This is a genomic window from Microbacterium tumbae (assembly GCF_054780175.1).
In genome coordinates this window covers 129,998-146,541 of the sequence record NZ_BAAGWV010000003.1, presented here as the reverse complement: position 1 = coordinate 146,541, position 16,544 = coordinate 129,998, and the positions used below count along the sequence as shown (strand labels likewise).

15 protein-coding genes and 2 tRNA genes are annotated in these 16,544 nt (G+C 67.6%); 8 read left to right on the top strand and 9 right to left on the bottom strand.

Going from position 1 to position 16,544, the window contains the following annotated elements:
* The first annotated feature begins 240 nt into the window (after positions 1 to 240).
* Positions 241 to 1,587: an MFS transporter gene (locus ACYVGQ_RS12600; protein ID WP_460784988.1), complete on the top strand. Its 1,347-nt coding sequence runs from the start codon at positions 241 to 243 to the stop codon at positions 1,585 to 1,587.
* Positions 1,588 to 1,618: 31 nt separating this feature from the next.
* Positions 1,619 to 2,017 (top strand): rhodanese-like domain-containing protein, encoded by a 399-nt coding sequence (locus tag ACYVGQ_RS12595; protein WP_460784987.1) that lies wholly within the window; start codon positions 1,619 to 1,621, stop codon positions 2,015 to 2,017.
* Between the two features lie 64 nt (positions 2,018 to 2,081).
* Here ACYVGQ_RS12595 and ACYVGQ_RS12590 read toward each other — a convergent pair whose 3' ends face one another.
* From ACYVGQ_RS12590 to ACYVGQ_RS12575, 4 genes are all read right to left on the bottom strand, one after another.
* Positions 2,082 to 3,095, bottom strand: coding sequence for an ABC transporter substrate-binding protein (locus ACYVGQ_RS12590; RefSeq protein ID WP_460784986.1), 1,014 nt, complete (start codon positions 3,093 to 3,095; stop codon positions 2,082 to 2,084).
* A 224-nt stretch (positions 3,096 to 3,319) separates the two neighbouring features.
* Positions 3,320 to 4,414, bottom strand: a complete 1,095-nt coding sequence (locus ACYVGQ_RS12585; RefSeq protein WP_460784985.1) for an ABC transporter ATP-binding protein — start codon at positions 4,412 to 4,414, stop codon at positions 3,320 to 3,322.
* Between the two features lie 28 nt (positions 4,415 to 4,442).
* Positions 4,443 to 6,251 carry an ABC transporter permease gene (locus tag ACYVGQ_RS12580; protein ID WP_460784984.1) on the bottom strand — a complete coding sequence of 603 codons (1,809 nt, stop codon included), beginning with the start codon at positions 6,249 to 6,251 and terminating at the stop codon, positions 4,443 to 4,445.
* A 151-nt stretch (positions 6,252 to 6,402) separates the two neighbouring features.
* Positions 6,403 to 7,710 carry an NtaA/DmoA family FMN-dependent monooxygenase gene (locus ACYVGQ_RS12575; RefSeq protein ID WP_460784983.1) on the bottom strand — a complete coding sequence of 436 codons (1,308 nt, stop codon included), beginning with the start codon at positions 7,708 to 7,710 and terminating at the stop codon, positions 6,403 to 6,405.
* A gap of 386 nt (positions 7,711 to 8,096) precedes the next feature.
* On the opposite strand from ACYVGQ_RS12575, the gene ACYVGQ_RS12570 reads away from it, so the two are divergent.
* Genes ACYVGQ_RS12570 through ACYVGQ_RS12555 form a run of 4 tightly spaced genes read left to right on the top strand, consistent with a single transcriptional unit; the run spans position 8,097 to position 12,035 of the window.
* Positions 8,097 to 9,458, top strand: coding sequence for a UbiD family decarboxylase domain-containing protein (locus tag ACYVGQ_RS12570; RefSeq protein WP_460784982.1), 1,362 nt, complete (start codon positions 8,097 to 8,099; stop codon positions 9,456 to 9,458).
* Entirely contained in the window at positions 9,455 to 10,228 is a 774-nt protein-coding gene (locus ACYVGQ_RS12565; RefSeq protein WP_460784981.1) for an IclR family transcriptional regulator, read from the top strand. The genes ACYVGQ_RS12570 and ACYVGQ_RS12565 overlap by 4 nt, the downstream gene beginning before the upstream one ends.
* Positions 10,228 to 11,478 (top strand): M20 family metallo-hydrolase, encoded by a 1,251-nt coding sequence (locus ACYVGQ_RS12560; protein ID WP_460784980.1) that lies wholly within the window; start codon positions 10,228 to 10,230, stop codon positions 11,476 to 11,478. The genes ACYVGQ_RS12565 and ACYVGQ_RS12560 overlap by 1 nt, the downstream gene beginning before the upstream one ends.
* The gene (locus tag ACYVGQ_RS12555; protein ID WP_460784979.1) at positions 11,475 to 12,035 is read left to right on the top strand and encodes a UbiX family flavin prenyltransferase; all 561 of its coding nucleotides are present in this window, start codon (positions 11,475 to 11,477) and stop codon (positions 12,033 to 12,035) included. Before ACYVGQ_RS12560 ends, ACYVGQ_RS12555 begins: the two co-directional genes overlap by 4 nt.
* A 28-nt stretch (positions 12,036 to 12,063) precedes the next feature.
* On the opposite strand, the gene ACYVGQ_RS12550 is transcribed toward ACYVGQ_RS12555, so the two are convergent.
* Positions 12,064 to 12,597, bottom strand: a complete 534-nt coding sequence (locus ACYVGQ_RS12550) for a flavin reductase family protein (protein WP_460784978.1) — start codon at positions 12,595 to 12,597, stop codon at positions 12,064 to 12,066.
* Positions 12,598 to 12,620: 23 nt separating this feature from the next.
* Positions 12,621 to 13,172, bottom strand: a complete 552-nt coding sequence (locus tag ACYVGQ_RS12545; RefSeq protein ID WP_460784977.1) for an NADPH-dependent FMN reductase — start codon at positions 13,170 to 13,172, stop codon at positions 12,621 to 12,623.
* A gap of 302 nt (positions 13,173 to 13,474) precedes the next feature.
* On the opposite strand from ACYVGQ_RS12545, the gene ACYVGQ_RS12540 reads away from it, so the two are divergent.
* Entirely contained in the window at positions 13,475 to 13,795 is a 321-nt protein-coding gene (locus ACYVGQ_RS12540) for a hypothetical protein (RefSeq protein WP_460784976.1), read from the top strand.
* A 56-nt stretch (positions 13,796 to 13,851) separates the two neighbouring features.
* Here ACYVGQ_RS12540 and ACYVGQ_RS12535 read toward each other — a convergent pair whose 3' ends face one another.
* Positions 13,852 to 15,372 (bottom strand): OmpA family protein, encoded by a 1,521-nt coding sequence (locus tag ACYVGQ_RS12535; RefSeq protein WP_460784975.1) that lies wholly within the window; start codon positions 15,370 to 15,372, stop codon positions 13,852 to 13,854.
* 236 nt (positions 15,373 to 15,608) lie between these two features.
* On the opposite strand from ACYVGQ_RS12535, the gene ACYVGQ_RS12530 reads away from it, so the two are divergent.
* Entirely contained in the window at positions 15,609 to 16,145 is a 537-nt protein-coding gene (locus ACYVGQ_RS12530; RefSeq protein WP_460784974.1) for a hypothetical protein, read from the top strand.
* 208 nt (positions 16,146 to 16,353) lie between these two features.
* On the opposite strand, the gene ACYVGQ_RS12525 is transcribed toward ACYVGQ_RS12530, so the two are convergent.
* Together ACYVGQ_RS12525 and ACYVGQ_RS12520 are read right to left on the bottom strand one after the other, a co-directional pair.
* Positions 16,354 to 16,427, bottom strand: a tRNA-Met gene (locus ACYVGQ_RS12525).
* 33 nt (positions 16,428 to 16,460) lie between these two features.
* A tRNA-Thr gene (locus ACYVGQ_RS12520) sits at positions 16,461 to 16,532 on the bottom strand.
* Positions 16,533 to 16,544: the final 12 nt, after the last annotated feature.

The window sequence follows — 16,544 nt, the reverse complement described above, 5'->3', positions numbered from 1 at the left end:
GCAGCCGGTCGAGTTGGTGCCCTCATTCAATGCGAGGCCCGGGCCGCCGGCCAACGTCAGCGGGCAACGGAAACACAGGTTTCACAGTGTTCTCTGTCTTCGGGAATGAGCGCCTGCGCCTTCTCGTGCAGTGATAGCCGTGTTAACGGCTCGAAACGCCTGCGTCCCCGAGGATCCCGCGTACGAGGCTCGGTGATTGCATGGAAAAGCCCTGTTCGCCTGCGCACGAAAGTGAGAAACATGATCTCCGATCCGGCAACCGAGGGCGCAGGCCGCGACGTCGATTCCGACGCCCCCATCGCCCCCCTGCCCTGGCAGCAGGATGCAGTGATCCTCGCCCAGCAGAAGCGCAGCGTGCGCCTGCTGATCACGGCGCAGGTGTTCGGCTCCTTCGGCATGGGCGCGAGCGCATCCGTGGGCGTGCTGCTGACGGAATCGGTGATCGCCGACGAGTCGCTCGCCGGCATCGCCCGCACGGCCCTCACCCTCGGTGCAGCGCTGCTCGGCATTCCGCTGGCCTATCTCGCCGCCCGCCGCGGCCGTCGCGTCTCCCTCGCCGCCGGCTGGGGGCTCGGTGCGATCGGAGCGGTATCGCTCATCTTCGCCGCCGTGCTCTCGAGCGCCGCCCTGGTCATGGCAGGAATGCTGCTGTTCGGCGCCGGCACCGCGGCCGGCCTGCAGACTCGATTCGCCTCCACCGACCTCGCTCTGCCCGCCCGAAGGGCGCGCACGCTCTCCTTCGTGGTGTGGGCGGGAATGTTCGGCTCGGTGCTCGGGCCGAACCTCGGCCTCCCCGGCGAATGGCTCGCCGACGCGATCGGCCTCCCGCCGCTGGCGGGGGCATTCGTGATCGCGGCTGTGCTCCTGGCGATCGGTGCGCTCATCCTCTATGTCTTCCTGCGCCCGGATCCGCTGCTGTCCGCCCAGGCCCATCATGCGGCGCAGCTCGCGCCAGAGGCGCGCATGCCTGCGGTGAAGCGCTCCTTCAGCGATGTGCTGCGCACCGTGTGGAGCATCCCGACCGCGCGCTTCGCCCTCGCCGCCGTGGTGTTCTCGCACGTCTCGATGGTGGCGCTCATGACCATGACACCCGTCCACATGCAGCACAACGGCGCGGAGATCTCCTTCATCGGCATCACCATCAGCGTGCACGTGCTCGGGATGTTCGCCTTCGCCCCGCTGGTGGGGATCGCCACGGACCGGTTCGGCCCGACTCGGGTGATCGTGGCCGGTCAGCTCGTCTTCGTCGGCAGCGCTGTCGCGGCACTGATCATCGGCGAGCATTCCCAGAACATGATGATCACCCTGTTCCTGCTCGGTCTCGGCTGGTCGTGCGGCACCGTGCCCGGGTCGATCATGGTGAGCGGCAGTGTGCCGTCGGAGATCAGGGTGCCCACCCAGGGAGTGGTGGACACCCTGATGAACGGCGTCGCGGCCCTCGCCGCCTTCCTCTCGGGCCCCGTCTATGTGACCGTCGGCTTCACGGGCCTGTCGTTCGGGGTGATCGGCATCGCCGCCGCCGTCATCGGCTCGGCCCTCACACTTCCACGCACCGTCTGGAAGGCGCGCCAAGTCGTCGGCGCGTGATGTTCACCACTACAACGATCGGAGGCCCGAAATGGCTGAATTGACGATGGAAGACGCCGCGGCGCTGGCACCGCTGCTGACTGCCGAGGAGGCGATCGAACGAGCCAGGAGCGGGGACGTCCTCGTCATCGACGTACGAGGCGAGGAGGGGCGGATGCGGGACGGCGAGCTGCCCGGGGCCGTGCCGGTCGACCGCACCACAGTCGAGGAGGAGTTCTCCCCCGCCGCCGCCGTGCGCTCCGGACTCGTCTCATCCGTCGACACGTCCATCATCGTCGTGTGCGGGTCGGTGCGCGGCTCCGGTCCTGTGGCGGCGCAGCTGATCGAGCTGGGCTACACGGATGTCACGCACGTCGACGGCGGCTTCGCCGCCTGGCAGGAGGCGTCCGGCGGAGCGGTACCCGTCGACGGTCCAGCCTGCGCGGTGTGAAACCTCCTCACCAGAGAAGAAACCCCCGGCCGAAGCGGCCGGGGGTTTCTTCTCTGGTGAGGTCTTAGTCGTTCACGACCCCGGAGAACAGGTCGATGTACTTCTTGGTGTAGTCGGCGTACTCGTCGAAGGTGGGACCCGGGTTCACCTTCATCTCGGACAGGGGCGGTTGACCCGGCACAGCAGGGGCATCGGGCATCAGCCCTGGCTGCCCCTGGGCCGCGATGAGCTCCTGAGCCTCGGGGGTGAGCCACCAGGCCGTCAGCAGATCCGACGCCAGGGCGTTCGGCGCGTTCTTGACGGTGCCACGGTAGAACACCCCGTCACCGACGCCGTCCTGGAAGTCCGCCACGAAGCCCACCGGCAGGCTGTCGGTCTCGAGGAAGGCCTGCCCGCGAATGTAGTTCCCGATTCCGAGCTCGATCTGCCCCGTCGAGACGGCCGTGAAGACGTCGCGCTCCGAAGGGAAGATCACCGGTTCCGCCTCGGCGAAGAACTCGGTCACCCAGCTCTCGTCGATGACGCCGGCCTCGATGGCCGAGGTCAGGAAGGAGGTGACTCCGGCCGAGGGGTCCGGGAATCCGATCTTCCCCGCCCACTTCGGGTCGAGAAGGTCATCGAACGTCTTCGGCGCGTCATCCGCCTCGACCTCGTCGGTGTTGTACGCCATCGTGTAGACGTAGGTGTTGCCGCCGAAGAGCGTGTCGCCCGCGGGCTTGTACTCCTCCGGCAGGTCGGCCGCGAGCGGCGGCTCCTGCTCGGCCACGAAGTCCTGCTCGGCGAGGTAGACCGCATCCGCGCCGCTGACGCTGATGTTGTCGGCGAGGTACTGGCCCGTCGCCTGCTCGCTGGCGATGCGCTGCTGGAGCTCGGTGCCGAAGATGGTGACGTGGTCGACGAACATCTCCGGATACCGCTCCTGGAAGGCCTCGTAGAGCGAGGCCGAGCTGGTGGCGGTGATGCCGTAGACCGTGATCGTGGTCTGGCCCGCGTCGACCGCCTGCTGGTAGAGGTCGTCGAGGTAGGCGGCGTTCTCCGCGCCGCCGAGCGTCTCGACGCTGGCGTCATCGGTGCTCATGTCCATATCCTCGTGCTCGTCCGCGGGTGAGGCGGAGGCGCACGAGGCGAGGAGGATGGCGGTCGCCGCGATGGCGGACAGCCCGAGATATCGTGTGGTTCGCACGGTTGAAGCTCCTTTTCCGGGTGTTTTCTGGTGCAGTGAAGGGAGGTGGGGCGGAACGAGGCGGCCGGATGCGGGCATCCGGAGTTCTGGGGACCCGGTGGGGCGGGGAGCGGATCGACTCAGGCGGGGAAGACCGTGACCCGTTCGGGCGCGATGCGGAAGCTCACCGGGGTCGCCGCAGGCAGGATCGGCGCGACCGAGGAATGGCTGCGCGCGAGGAGATGCCCCTTGCCCGATGCGATGCGGTACTGTGCGCCCTCGCCGAGGAAGGTGGTCTGCACCACCTCGCCGTCGAGCACGGCGGGGTCGCGATGGTCGGTCTCCACCAAGGACACGGCCCCGGAGCGGAACGCGACCCGTACGGCATCGCCCGCGTGCAGACCATCGGCGGCCGAGCGCCCCACCGTGATCCGTGCGCCGAGGTCGTGGACCTCGAGCACCGCCGAGTCCGATGCCGTCGAGACGACGTTGGCAGCGAGGATGTTCTCCACCCCGAGGAAGCGAGCGATGTCGACGCTGGCCGGCCGGTTCATCACGACTTCGGGGACGTCGAGCTGCACGATCTTGCCGCCGAGCATGATCGCCACGCGATCGGAGAGCGAGAACGCCTCGGACTGGTCGTGGGTGACGTAGATCGAGGTCGCGTTGCTGCGGCTGGTCACCTTCTGGATCTCGTCGCGCATCGTGATCCTGAGCTGGGCGTCGAGGTTCGAGAGCGGCTCGTCGAAGAGCAGCACCTCGGGGTTCGACACGATGGCACGTGCCAGAGCGACGCGCTGCTGCTGGCCGCCCGAGAGCTGGGTGGCCGAACGATCGGCTGCATGGTCGAGGCCCACGGTGGCCAGCGTCGCCATGACGGCCGTGCGGATGTCGGCTCCCGACATCCGCTGCCTGCGCAGCGGGTAGGCCACGTTCTCGAACACCGTGAGGTGCGGCCAGATCGCGTAGCTCTGGAACACCATGCCGAGCCTGCGCTTGTTGGGTGCGACGATCTTGCCGGTCGTCATGCAGGTCACCATGGTGTCGCCGATGCTGATCTGGCCGGTGTCCGGATGCTCGAGCCCTGCGATCGAACGCAGCGTGGTGGTCTTGCCGCAGCCGCTCGGGCCGAGGAGGGTGAGGAACTCGCCTTCGACGATGTCGAGGCTGAGGTCATCGATCACCGTCGCGGCGCCGTAGCTCTTCGACACGTTCTTCAGGGTGATGCTGGACATCGGGGGTCCTTTCTGGCGGGGCGAGGGGCTAGAGCGCGACGGTCTCGGGGACCGGGGCGTGGCTGGGCTGCCTCGGCGCCGGCACGGCGAGCGCCGGGGCCGAGTTGCGCGCGCGGTTCCAGCCGGCGACACGGCCGGCCAGGAGACGCAGCAGGGTCATCACCAGGAACAGAGCCAGCACGGTGAGGAGCAGCAGGCAGAAGACCGCGGCCGCCCGCGGGCTGGCGCTGTCGACGTAGAACTTGTACGCGAGTCCCGCGATGGTGGTGACCTTCGTGGAACCCAGGAGAAGCGGGATCTCGAGGTTCCCCGCGATGGCCAGGCCAGCCACGAACCAGCCCGAGACGAAGCTGGGTGCGATGAGCGGCACCACCACGGTGGCGAAGCTGCGGGAAACCGATGCGCCGCTGATGCGAGCGGCGTCGACGAGCTGGTTGTCGATCTGCAGGATGGCGTTCTCGGTGAAGCGCATGGCCACAGGGAGGGTCGCGATGATGAGGGCGATGAACATCGCGGTCGGGGTGCCGTATATGCCGTGCAGGAAAGGCACGGCGAGGATGGTGCCGAGGATGGCCAACGCGCCGACGAGGCCGGGCGTGGCCCAGGGGATCCAGGTGGGAACCTCGAGCGCACGCTTCCATCTGCTCGGCCTGGCACGCAGCGCATAGGTGAGGATGGAGCCGAGCAGCACGGTGACGAAGCCGCCGATCACCATGAACTGCACAGTGTTTCCGACTGCCTCGAGCGCGGTCGGGTTCTTGAAGATGGTCTCGTAGTTGCGCAGGGAGAAGGTGTCGTAGCGGCCGAAGACGGTGTTGAAGGAGCTCAGCACGAGTTGCAGGGTGGGCAGGAGGAACGCCAGCACGCCGAAGACCAGGACCGCGGTCGTCATCAGCCAGCCGCTCTTCGGGAACTCCCAGCGCGCGCTGTGGGTGCTCTTGCCGCCGACCGTCGTGTAGTCCCGGCCCTTCAGCAGTGCCATCTGCGCCCAGACCAGCAGCGCGAGCAGGGCCACGAGGCCGAGCGCGAGGCTGGCGGCCGCCGCGTAGTTGGCGGGGAAGAGGGTGATGTACCGGTAGATCTCGGTGGAGAAGACTCGGATACCGGCCTGGGTGCCGATGATCTGCGGCACGTCGAAGGCCTGGAGGCTGCCGATGAAGCCGATGAGCAGCGAGCCGAAGATCGCCGGGCTGAGCAGCGGGATGTACACGCGGAAGAAGATGCCCGCCCGGCCCGATCCGGCGACCTGCGCCGCCTCCTCGAGCGAACGGTTCATCTTCAGCGAAGGCCCGAGCAGCAGGAAGTAGCAGAACGAGCTGAGCTTGATGCTCATCACGAACACCAGGCCGAACCAGGAGTTGATGGTGAAGAAGGAGTCGCCGCCGCCGGTGATCAGTCCGTAGACCTTGTTGATCAGGCCCACCTTGTCGGCGCCGAGCATCCCCCAGCTGAGAGCGAAGAACAGCACCGGTGTGGCGAGGATGATCACCATCATCGGCGTGATCCAGCTGCGCAGCCTCACGGTGGTGCGAGTGGAGACGAAGACGAAGCCCAGCGCCATCGCGGTGGCGATCATCGCGCAGGAGATCGCGAACACCAGCGAGTCGGCGAGGGGTTTGAGCAGGTCGGCGTTCGTGAACGCCTCGACGAAGCCGTCGATCGTCCACTCCCCCGGCAGACCGGGGATGTCGGTACGGAAGGCAGTGACGACGAGCACCACGAACGGAATCACGAAGGCGCAGAGGATCACGATCGTGAGCAGCGCCCAGGGAAGAGCGCGTCCGAGGCGATGCGGGATGGTGCTGCGGGAGCGTACAGCTTCAATACTGCTCGTCATGACCAGTTTCCTTGCGAGAGTGGAGGAGCGATCGGGTGCGGGTGAAGCCAGAGCGTGTGGAGAATCTACCCGTGACCGGCCGGTGCGACCGGCCACGGCGACCCTTGTTCTTCTGGGTTTTACGTGATTCCCGTGCGGTGGGAAACGGAGCTCAGAACTCCATCACGTTGTCGCGGAAGGTGGCGTGGTCGTAGCCCGTGCGCACCAGCCCGCGCTTGCGGAGGGCCGGCACGACGCGGTCGACGACGCTCGTCATGTACTCCGGTGAGATGCTGGCTCCGAAGAGGAACCCATCGCCGCCCACCTCCTCCATGACCTCCTGCATCTGGCCGGCCACCGAGTCTGCTGTGCCGATGAACGGGTAGCCCATGATGCCGACGTTCGACTTCGACTCCAGCACTTCGCGCAGGGATGCTCCGGGCGCCGCCGTGCTGAGGAACTCCTTCAGCGAGCTCTGCGATCCGTTGGTCTGCAGCTCCGGCATCGGGGCGTCGAGGTCGAGCTTCGAGAAGTCGATGCCCGTGATGTTCGAGATCCCTGCCATCTGCATCGTGTAGTTCGTGCGGTTGCGCTCACGCCGCAGTTCCGCGTGGCTCTCGGCCTCGGCATCCGTGTCGCCCAGCACCACGCCGGTGGTGAACATCACCTTGACCGTGCTCGGATCACGACCGATCTGCTCGGCGTAGCTCTTGACATCGGTGTAGTAGGCCTTCATATCCTCCACCGAGGTGCAGCTGGCGATGATCACCTCGGCGTTCTTGGCCGCGAAGCGCCTGCCGGCCGGCGATCCACCCGCCTGGAAGAGCACCGGCTGACCCTGCGGTCCGGGCGGAGCGTTCAGCGGGCCGCGCGAGGAGAAGTACTTGCCCTCGAAGTCGATGGGCTTCACGTCCTTCGCCGTGTAGGCGATCCCCGTGTCGGGGTCGAGGACCTCAGCGCTGGCGGGGAACGATTCCCAGAGCTTCTTGGTGACATCCACGAACTCGTCTGCGAGGTTGTAGCGTTCGTCGTGCTCCGGCTGGGTGAGGCCGTAGTTCGACCAGGCCAACTGGGTGGTGGCCGTCACGATGTTCCAGCCGATGCGCCCCTTGGTGAGGTGGTCGAGGGTGGTCATCAGCCGGGCCAGGAGCCACGGGTGGTAGAACCCGGTGGTGAGCGTCGGCACGATGCCGATGTTCTTGGTGGCCATGGCGAGGTAGGGCACGAGCGGCACCGGGTCGAGCTTCGGCGCCATGATGCCGCGGTTGAGATAGAACTCCGGTGATCCGCCGAAGGTCTCCGGCACCATCGAGGAGTCCTCGAGGATCATGAAGTCGAAGCCGCCGCGCTCCAGGATGCGGATGCCGTCCTGGAACATGTCGGGCTGCCACGGCTCATAGCCCGTTCCGTACCCGGGCGCTCCCCAGCCATTGAGGCTGAAGCCGGCCCCGTTGAACCATCCGAGATGAAACTGACTCATGCTGAATTCGACCCTTCGAGTGTGGTGATGATCCCGGCCCCTGAGAACGGGTAGCGGCAGGACGCCGATGCCCGGTTGCGGGGAGCAGCGGATGCATGTGCTGCGGTGACTCATTAGAGCACCGGCAGCACGGGCGGATACGGTCGCGTCACGAGACTTTTTCACATCCGTAACGTCGTTCCCAATGCGCGGGAAAGGCTGCCGCCGAAGCCCGGAATCATGCGGCTCCCGCTCTCACATCCCTGTGTTTCCAGGGCTCGATGAGGGCGTGCCAGGACACTGAAAGGGCTCTGGAAGGCCGTCGACGGCTGCATCGCCTCTCAGCGCCAGAGAATCGGTGCTAGAACTGACAACCACAACTTCGCCCCCCGGAACAGGAGCCAGCCGTGCCGTCTCCAGAGCCTTCCCTTCGCACCTTCCTCACGTCCCTCGCCCCCGGCGAGACGCTGCGGATCGACGAGCCCGTCGACGTGCGCCACGAACTCGCCGCCTACCTCGCCGCTCTCGACCCGGGACCGGCGATCATCTTCGATCGTCTGCTGGGCAGCGGCTTCCGAGCTGCCGGCAATGTGCTCGCGACCCGCGACCGCATCGCTCAGGCCATCGGATGCGCGACCGCCGATATCCAGAGCACCGTCAGGGCGGCGATCGCTGATCGCCGCCCTCCGATCGAGGCGGTCACCGGGCCGAGCATCTCGACCGTCTACGATCTCGAACTCGACGAGCTGCCGATACCGACCTTCTTCGAGCTCGAGAACGGGCCGTACATCACGGCCGGCGTCATCATCGCGCGCGATCCGTCGACCGGCGAGGGAAACGCCTCCTTCGCCCGCGTGCGACCGCTCGGCGGCAATCACGCGCTGGTCGGCATCGCGCCGAATCATCATCTCAACAAGATGGCCGAGCGCTCGCCGGACGGGCGACTCGAGATCGCGATCGCGATCGGCGCCCACCCTGCGGTGCAGCTCGCGGCCTGCCTCTACCTGGAGCTCGGTGACGACGAGCTCTGGCATGTCGGACGACTGCTCGGACAGCCGCTCACGGTGGTGCGCACAGCCAACGATCTGCTCGTTCCGGCAGAGGCGGAGCTCGTGATCGAGGCTACCCTCGACGTGCGGCGCACCGTTGAGGAGGGTCTCGTCTCCGAGTACCACGGCATGTACGAGGCCTACGGTCCCGCGGCGACAGCGGAGGTGCACCGGATCACCGGACGGCCCGACCCGATCCTGCAGACCGTGCTGCCCGGCTGGCACCGCGAGCACATCCTGCTCGGTGCGATCCCGATAGCCGCCGGCCTGCGCGCAGCCGTGGAACGCTCCATCCCCTCGGTAGGCGAGGTCGCCGTCGTCGAGTCGGGGGCGGGGCGCCTCTCGGCTGTGGTGCAGCTGCACTCGCCACGTCCAGGTCACGCCAAGCAGGCCATGTTCGCCTGCTGGGGCTCGCTCAGCATGCTGAAGCAGGTGACGGTGGTGGACGCCGACATCGACGTGTGGGATCCGGTACAGGTCGAATGGGCGCGGATCACCCGATGCCGGCTCGAACGGGATCTGGTACTGGCCGAAGACGTGCGCACCGATCGATCCGAGCCGCTCGAGCAGGGCGGAACGGTCACGAAGATCGGGTTCGACGCGCTCGCCGTGGAGTCCGATCGGCGGGAAGGCTTCACGATCGCCGCGCCTCCTGCCGAAGCGATGGAACGCGTGCGGCAGCGGCTCGCGCAGCGCGTCGGGGATCGGGTGATCGTATGACCAGTCTGGATCGCGGGCTCGACATCCTCTCCTACATCGCCGCCGCAGGGCCGACCACGGCTGAAGCTATCGCGCGCGCCGCCGAGCTGCCGCTCAGCACCACCTATCGCTATGTCACCACTCTGCGCGGCAAAGGCTACATCGCCGATTACGAGGGGCACTTCGATCTCGGTCTCAAGACATTGCGGATGCTCAAGCCTCAGGCGCTGCACCGCTGCCTCGCGGCCATCGCGAGCCCGGTGATCTTCGAGCTGGTCGCGCAGACCGACGAGACCGTCATCCTCACCGTGCGCGACGGCTGGAGCGCCACCTGCATAGAGCTCGCCGAGCCGCGGCGGGCGGTGCGCTTCTCCTTCCGCCGCGGAGTCTCCCTGTCTCTGCACAAAGGGGCGTCAGCCAAGCCTCTGCTGGCCTACATGGATCAGCGCTTCATCCACCGCTACCTGGAAGCCCGGGTCGGCTGGGATGAAGGCGAGGACCCGGAGGCGGCCGCCCAGAACCTCGCCGACGTGCGCGAGAAAGGCCTCGCGATCACCGTCTCCGAACTTGACTCCGGCGCCATCGGCGTGGGCGTGCCGGTGTTCTGGGACGGCGACATCGCCGCATGCATCAGCGCCATCGGCCCGAGCTCCCGGATGTCCGAGCGCCGCTTGCGGGAGATCGTGTCGCACGTGCGTGCGGCGGGAAAGAAACTCACCGACATCCTGTCGGAGCCGCTGCCTGCGGCCACGGCAATCGAAAATCACCTGAACCGGGAAGAAGCGAGCTGATGACCGATCTCGACCGACTGCACCCCGAACCCGAGCGGCTGCGCGTCGCCATCGACAGCCTGTCCGCCTTCACCGAGAGCGATCATGACGGCTGGACGCGCCGGGTGCTGAGCGAACCGTACTGGGATTCGCGGTCCTGGGTCGCCCGCGAGATGCGCGACGCGGGGCTGGAGGTCCACACGGATGCCGCCGGAAACACGATCGGCGTGCTCCCGGGAACCGGTGCGCCGTCCGGCGGCGCGCTGGGCACCGGCTCGCACACCGATACGGTGGCCAGCGGGGGCCGATTCGACGGCATCGTCGGCGTCGTCGGCGCCATCGAGGCGGCGCGGCGTCTGCAGGAGACGGGAACCCGATTGCAGCACGATCTCGTCGTGGTGGACTTCCTCGGCGAAGAGCCCAACGACTACGGCGTGAGCTGCGTCGGCAGCCGGTCGCTCACCGGCCTCATCACGCCCGCCTTCTTCGACAGCGCGCGGGACGACGGCGTGACTCTCGGGCGGGCGCTCGAGAAGGACGGGCTGTCCCCCGACGCGATGCTCGCCGCATCACGCAGTGCGGTCCGCCTGGCCGGATTCGTCGAGCTGCACATCGAGCAGGGGCCTGTGCTCGAGCGCACCGGCGCCCAGCTCGGGGTGGTGACCGCGATCGCGGGCATCGAACGGGTGCTCGCCACCTTCCTCGGCCGTGCCGACCACGCCGGCACCGCTGCGATGGCCGACCGGAAGGACGCCCTCGTGGCCGCCGCCGAGGCCGTGCTCGCGGTGGAGCAGATCGGCTGCTCCGGCGAGAACTCCGTGGCCACCGTCGGCGCCATCCACGTCGAGCCGGGCGCTCTCAACGTGGTGCCGTCGCTCGCCCGCCTCTGGACCGAACTGCGCAGCCCCTCGGGCGACTGGCTCGGCACGGCGCGCAGGAACATCATGGAGCAGTTCGTCGCCGTGGCGGAGCGTCGCGGCATCGCGGTCGACCTGCAGTGGCTGAACGACCAGGATCCGGTGCCGACCGCCGCCGCCGTTCAGGACACCATCGCGAACGCCGGCAGCACCCTCGGCTACTCCTGGCGCGCTCTCCCCAGCGGTGCGGGGCACGACGCCGCGCACATCGCATCCGTCGCCCCCACCGGCATGATCTTCGTGCCCTCGCGCGACGGTCGCAGCCACTGCCCCGAGGAGTGGACCGACCTCGATGACATCGCACGGGGCGCCCACGCTCTGGCTGCCACGCTCGTGGCGATGGATCGCACATGACACGGCTGGTCATCGGCATCTCCGGAGCCTCTGGTGCGATCTACGGCATCCGGATGCTCGAGGTTCTGCGTGAGAAGCAGCTCGCCGAGACGCACCTCGTGATCAGCCGCGCGGGCCGTGCCACCATCCACCAGGAGACGGACCGCACCACCAAGGAGGTGCTCGCCCTGGCAGACGTCACGTACGACAATGCCGACATGACCGCGGCCATCGCGAGCGGATCGTTCCGGGTGGACGGCGTCGTCATCGCGCCGTGCAGCATCAAGACCCTCTCCGGCATCGCGAACAGCTATGACGAGACGCTGATGGTGCGAGCGGCGGACGTGGCGCTGAAGGAGCGCCGACCCGTGGTGGCCATGCTGCGGGAGACGCCGCTGCACCGCGGCCATATCCGGCTGATGGCTGAGGCCACGGAAGCCGGGGTGGTGATCATGCCGCCGGTGCCCGCGTTCTACAGCCGGCCGGCGTCGCTGGCCGAGATGATCGACCACACCGTGCAGCGCACGCTCGACCTCGTGGGCATCGACGCCGACATCGCCACCCGCTGGGGCGAGTGAGCGCCGATCGCCCGCGAGGCCGCGCGGGTCAGCCCTCCACGCCGTCGAGTCCGCTGAGGTGACGGTACCGCCCCTTGAAGTAGAGCAACGGCTCGTGCCCGTGCCACTCCGCCGGGCTCATCTCCTTCACCCGGCCGATCACGATGTAGTGGTCACCGGCCTCGTACTCGGCCCAGATGTCGCAGTCCAGCCACATCAATGTGCCGACGATCACCGGATTGCCACCGGCGGTGGGCGTCCAGTCGATGCCAGCCCACTTGTCGGTGCCCTTGCGCGCGAACTGGTTGGACACGGCGTGCTGGTCGTGCGCGAGCACGTTCACCGAGAAGCGGCCGGCCTCCCGGATACGCGGATAGGTGGTGGAAGTGGTCATCACGCTGAACGACACCAGAGGTGGTTCGGTCGAGACAGAGTAGAACGACTGGCAGGTGAACCCGACCGGATCGGCGCCCTCCATCCCGCCGATGATGGTGATGCCTGAGGCGTAGTGGCCCAAGGTGTCGCGAAAGGCCCGAGGATCGATGGCGGCCTCCAGGGCCGCACTGGGGGGTGCGATGGTCATGTGTTATCCAGCTCCTTATGCGGTCAGACAGCCGGTGCCGGAAGAGAGGCGTTGCGCGTGCGTGAAGCGAGCGCGGCGAGCCTCGAGAGGTTCGCCGCGTACTCCGCCGCCGCGACGGCGACGATGTCCTCCACCTGGTCCATCTGACCCGCGACGAAGTAGAGCCCTCGACCGGGCACCACAGCCCCGAGCTCCACCAGAAGCGGTGCCAGGTTCACCGTCGGGCCCATCGAGTGGGTCTGATCGGCGCCCGTAAGCACCGGGATCGCCGTCACACCGCTGAGGCCGTTCGCCGGATACCGGTCGAGGAAGGCTTTCAGCAGGCCGGTGTAGGTGGCCTTGTAGGTGGGCGAGGCGAACACGGCGAGGTCACTCTCGGCGACCCGCGCGTTCAATGCCGCCATCTCCTCCGAAGGCCAGGCGAAGATCCTGGCCGTGTGCTCGGCGAGGTCGATCACCTCGAGATCGTAGGACCCTGATTCGAGCAGCTGCTCGACCAGTGTCTCGGCCACCTTCAAGGTGCGGGACTTGGGCTTCGGGTTTCCGACGACGATCGTGACGCGCAAAGACATCATTTCTCATTCCAGTACCGATTGACAGGAAACGAGGATGCAGCATCGCCCCCGCCCACCGACGCGCACGACCGTGAGCCGAGACGAGAGAATGCTGACATCACTCGCACTCCACCGAGATCTTGTGGCCCGGTGGGCCCGCAACGGCTTACGTTGCCCCACCAGTCTCACGCACGACGAATGCGGGGTAAAGCGCAGGCGCGGGGATGTTTCCTGGTGGTCACAATGTTCTCTCGGAATGAGAAGCGACGTTCTCTCGGGATGAGAACCGACACCGCTCCGGCCCGCTTGGTACAGTGCCGTTCATGGCATCCAAGGACGAAGACGCCCCCGGGCGCCCGCGAGCGCTGCGCAGCGCGACAGACGACGAGCGGTTCACCGCACGCTACGCGACGATCGACGAGGTCGCCGAGCTGCTCGGCGTCGCGCCGGCGTCGCTCCGCCAGACCCTCCGCCGCCATCTCGCCGACGAGGCGCCGCAGACCGGAGGCGTCCTCCCCCTGCCGATCGGCAACGTGTCCGGATACCTCTGGGATCGTGACGACCTCACGCCCGAGGCGATCGCCGCCTGGCAGAACCGTCCGAAACGGGGATCCTGGCTGAACGCGACCGACGAACGCGCGTAGACGACAGCCCACGCCCAGCCTTCCCCGGACGATGGGCGTGCGCTGACGCCTCGTTCCTAGTCGTTCGTGACGCCGACCTCGGCGAAGCGCGCACGCCCGGGGACTTCTATCGTCACCGTGTCCTCGCCCGTGTCGGGCCACACCACGGTGACGAGGATCCTCTGTCCCGGAGCGCTGAGCCCGTCGTTGATCTTCTCGTCGCCGAGCGTCCGACGCACCATCCGGTCGCCGCTCCCGGAGACCTCGTAGTCGTACGGGAACACCCGGGCGTCCGCGGTCAGCAGTGAGATTCCGAGCGTGCCGCCGTACGCGGCTGCCGGAAGGAACCCGCGCTTCGACACCGCCGGCACATCGGGCACGCCCATCGCCTCGGTGATGCCGCCGGAGCCGGAGACGAGCCCGAGCTCGAAGGTCCCGACGAGCGACTGGCCGGTGCGCTCGACGGACCGGACGGCCAGACTGTACTCGCCGCCACCCACCGAGAACGTGGCTTCCTCGCCTGATCCGGTGACGACCGGGTCTGTCGCCTCGGGAATCGTGACCTCCGTCTCGGTCGGGGCGAGCTGCTGCACGCCGTCGAAGATGATCTCCACACGACGGTTCGCCGCGCGGACCTCGTCCGAGGTGCCCTCGGCGACCGGCTCCGTCTCGCCCTTGCCCGAAGGCACGACGGTGAAGTCGCCGCCCAGCGCCTGCGCCAATCGTGACGCGACCGAATCCGCTCGCCGCTCGGAAAGACGCTGATTCGATGCCGCGGTGTCGACGTCGTCGGTGTGCCCAACGACCTGCACCTCTCCGGAGTCGGCCGCCGCGGTGATCTCCGCAGCCGCAGCGTCCACGGCCGCGGTCGCCTTGCTGGTGAGCGCGTACTCCCCCGTGGCGAACAGGACGTCGGAGGCCAGCGTCACCGTGACCGTCTCCCCCTCCGAGGTCACCGACGTATCCGTCTCGTACGCCTCGGCGTACACGCGCAGCGGTATCGCGGATGCCGCTTCCGGCGTACCGCCCAGACCCTCGACATCGGCGTCGAACGAATCGCCCGCCTCGCGCACGGGGACGTCGTGAACCCATCCGAACGTCGGGATCAGCACGTCCACCGTGTCCCCGGAGGGTGCGGCGTGGACGGACAGCGTCTCCGCCTCGGTCGTCACGTCCCGCAGCTCCGCCAGGCCCGTGGCGAGGGGCTTCCCGGTCTCATCGACCAGGACGGGGAAGACGACGCGCGCATCACCGTCGAACAGACGCAGCCCCTGCGCGCCTCCTGTGGACGCCGAGCCGTTCAGGATCATCGCGAGGGTCGGGAGCTGCTCATCCTCGGTCGTGCGGTAGGAGACGCGCAAGAGCGCCCTGTCGCCGTCGACCTCGACCGGCTCGACGCCGATCTCGATCGCGACGCCGTCGAAGAGCCCCTCCACGGTCACGACGGATCCCTCGACGGATTCCGCCGGATCCGCAGAGGGTGTGGGCCCGTCCGTCCCGGGACCGGTCTGGCCACCGTCCGTGCATCCGGTCAACAGCAGCGAGAGCGCGAGCGCCGCTCCTGCTGCCGCGCCGACCCGCCCGTGTCCATGATTCATCTCGTCCCGCCCCGTCCGCGTATTGGTCTCCGGCCTCGACCATCGTACGGAACGTGAGCACGGCAGCGCGGAAGCGAGCCGAGGATACAACGCCTTCATAGGACGGTCTCTGGTGCACGCGCTGTGCGGGGGACCGACACGTCGTCAGGCCGGAGCTCAGACGAACGCCCCAGCGGAGCGGAGCCGGGTGACTCCGCGGTGCGTCCTACGTCTGACCAGAGGTCTACGGTCGACCTGTGACCTTCCGCCGGAACGACCGCGTCTACGTCGACGAGTCGAAGGCCCGCGGTTACTACGTCGTTGCGACTGCCACCGCAATCGGCGACGTTCAGGCATCCGAACGAGCGCTGCGCGATCTCCTCAAGCCAGGTCAGCGACGCATCCACTTCAAGAGCGAGAGCGACAGTCGACGCCGCCAGATCCTCTCGCGCATGTGTGCTCTTGAGGTACGGGTGTCTGTATGGGTCGTCAAGCAGCGGTCAGACAAGGAAGCGCGGCCGCTTTCCCTCGGTGCGCTCACGGAGGAGGCCGCCCGCGCTGGTGTGGCGCAGCTGATCATCGAACGAGACGAGTCCGTCGAGCGCGCCGACCGCCGACTGATCGCGGACACGATCCGCCGCGCTGGGTCTTCGGAGATGCAGTATCGGCATGTCGCGCCACATGAGCATCCGCTGCTCTGGGTGAGTGATGCCGTCGCCTGGTGCTACTCGAACGGCGGCAACTGGGTCAGTCGCGTCGAAGCGATCGTCGGATCCCAGGTCACCCGGCTGTAGAAACACGTGAGCCTGGCTCGTCATACCGTCCGGAAGACTGCCAGGCTCCGAGGGCTACTGCCCGCCGTGCTTCAAGTGTACCTCGACGAGCCCGTGACCGACCAGCGCGGCTGTTGTCGACGTCGCAGCCGGCACAACGCGCGTCATCGCCGATCAAGCGGCTCTCACAGAACGACAAAACCCCCGGAAATCCGGGGGCCCTGATCTGTAGCAGGAGCGGGGCTTGAACCCGCGACCTCACGATTATGAGTCGTGCGCTCTCACCAACTGAGCTACCCTGCCGCAAGGCATCCACCGCGCGGAGCGAATGCTGCGAGCCCCGAGTCAGGATTGAACTGACGACCCCTTCCTTACCATGGAAGTGCTCTGCCACTGAGCTATCGGGGCGTGTCACCCTCG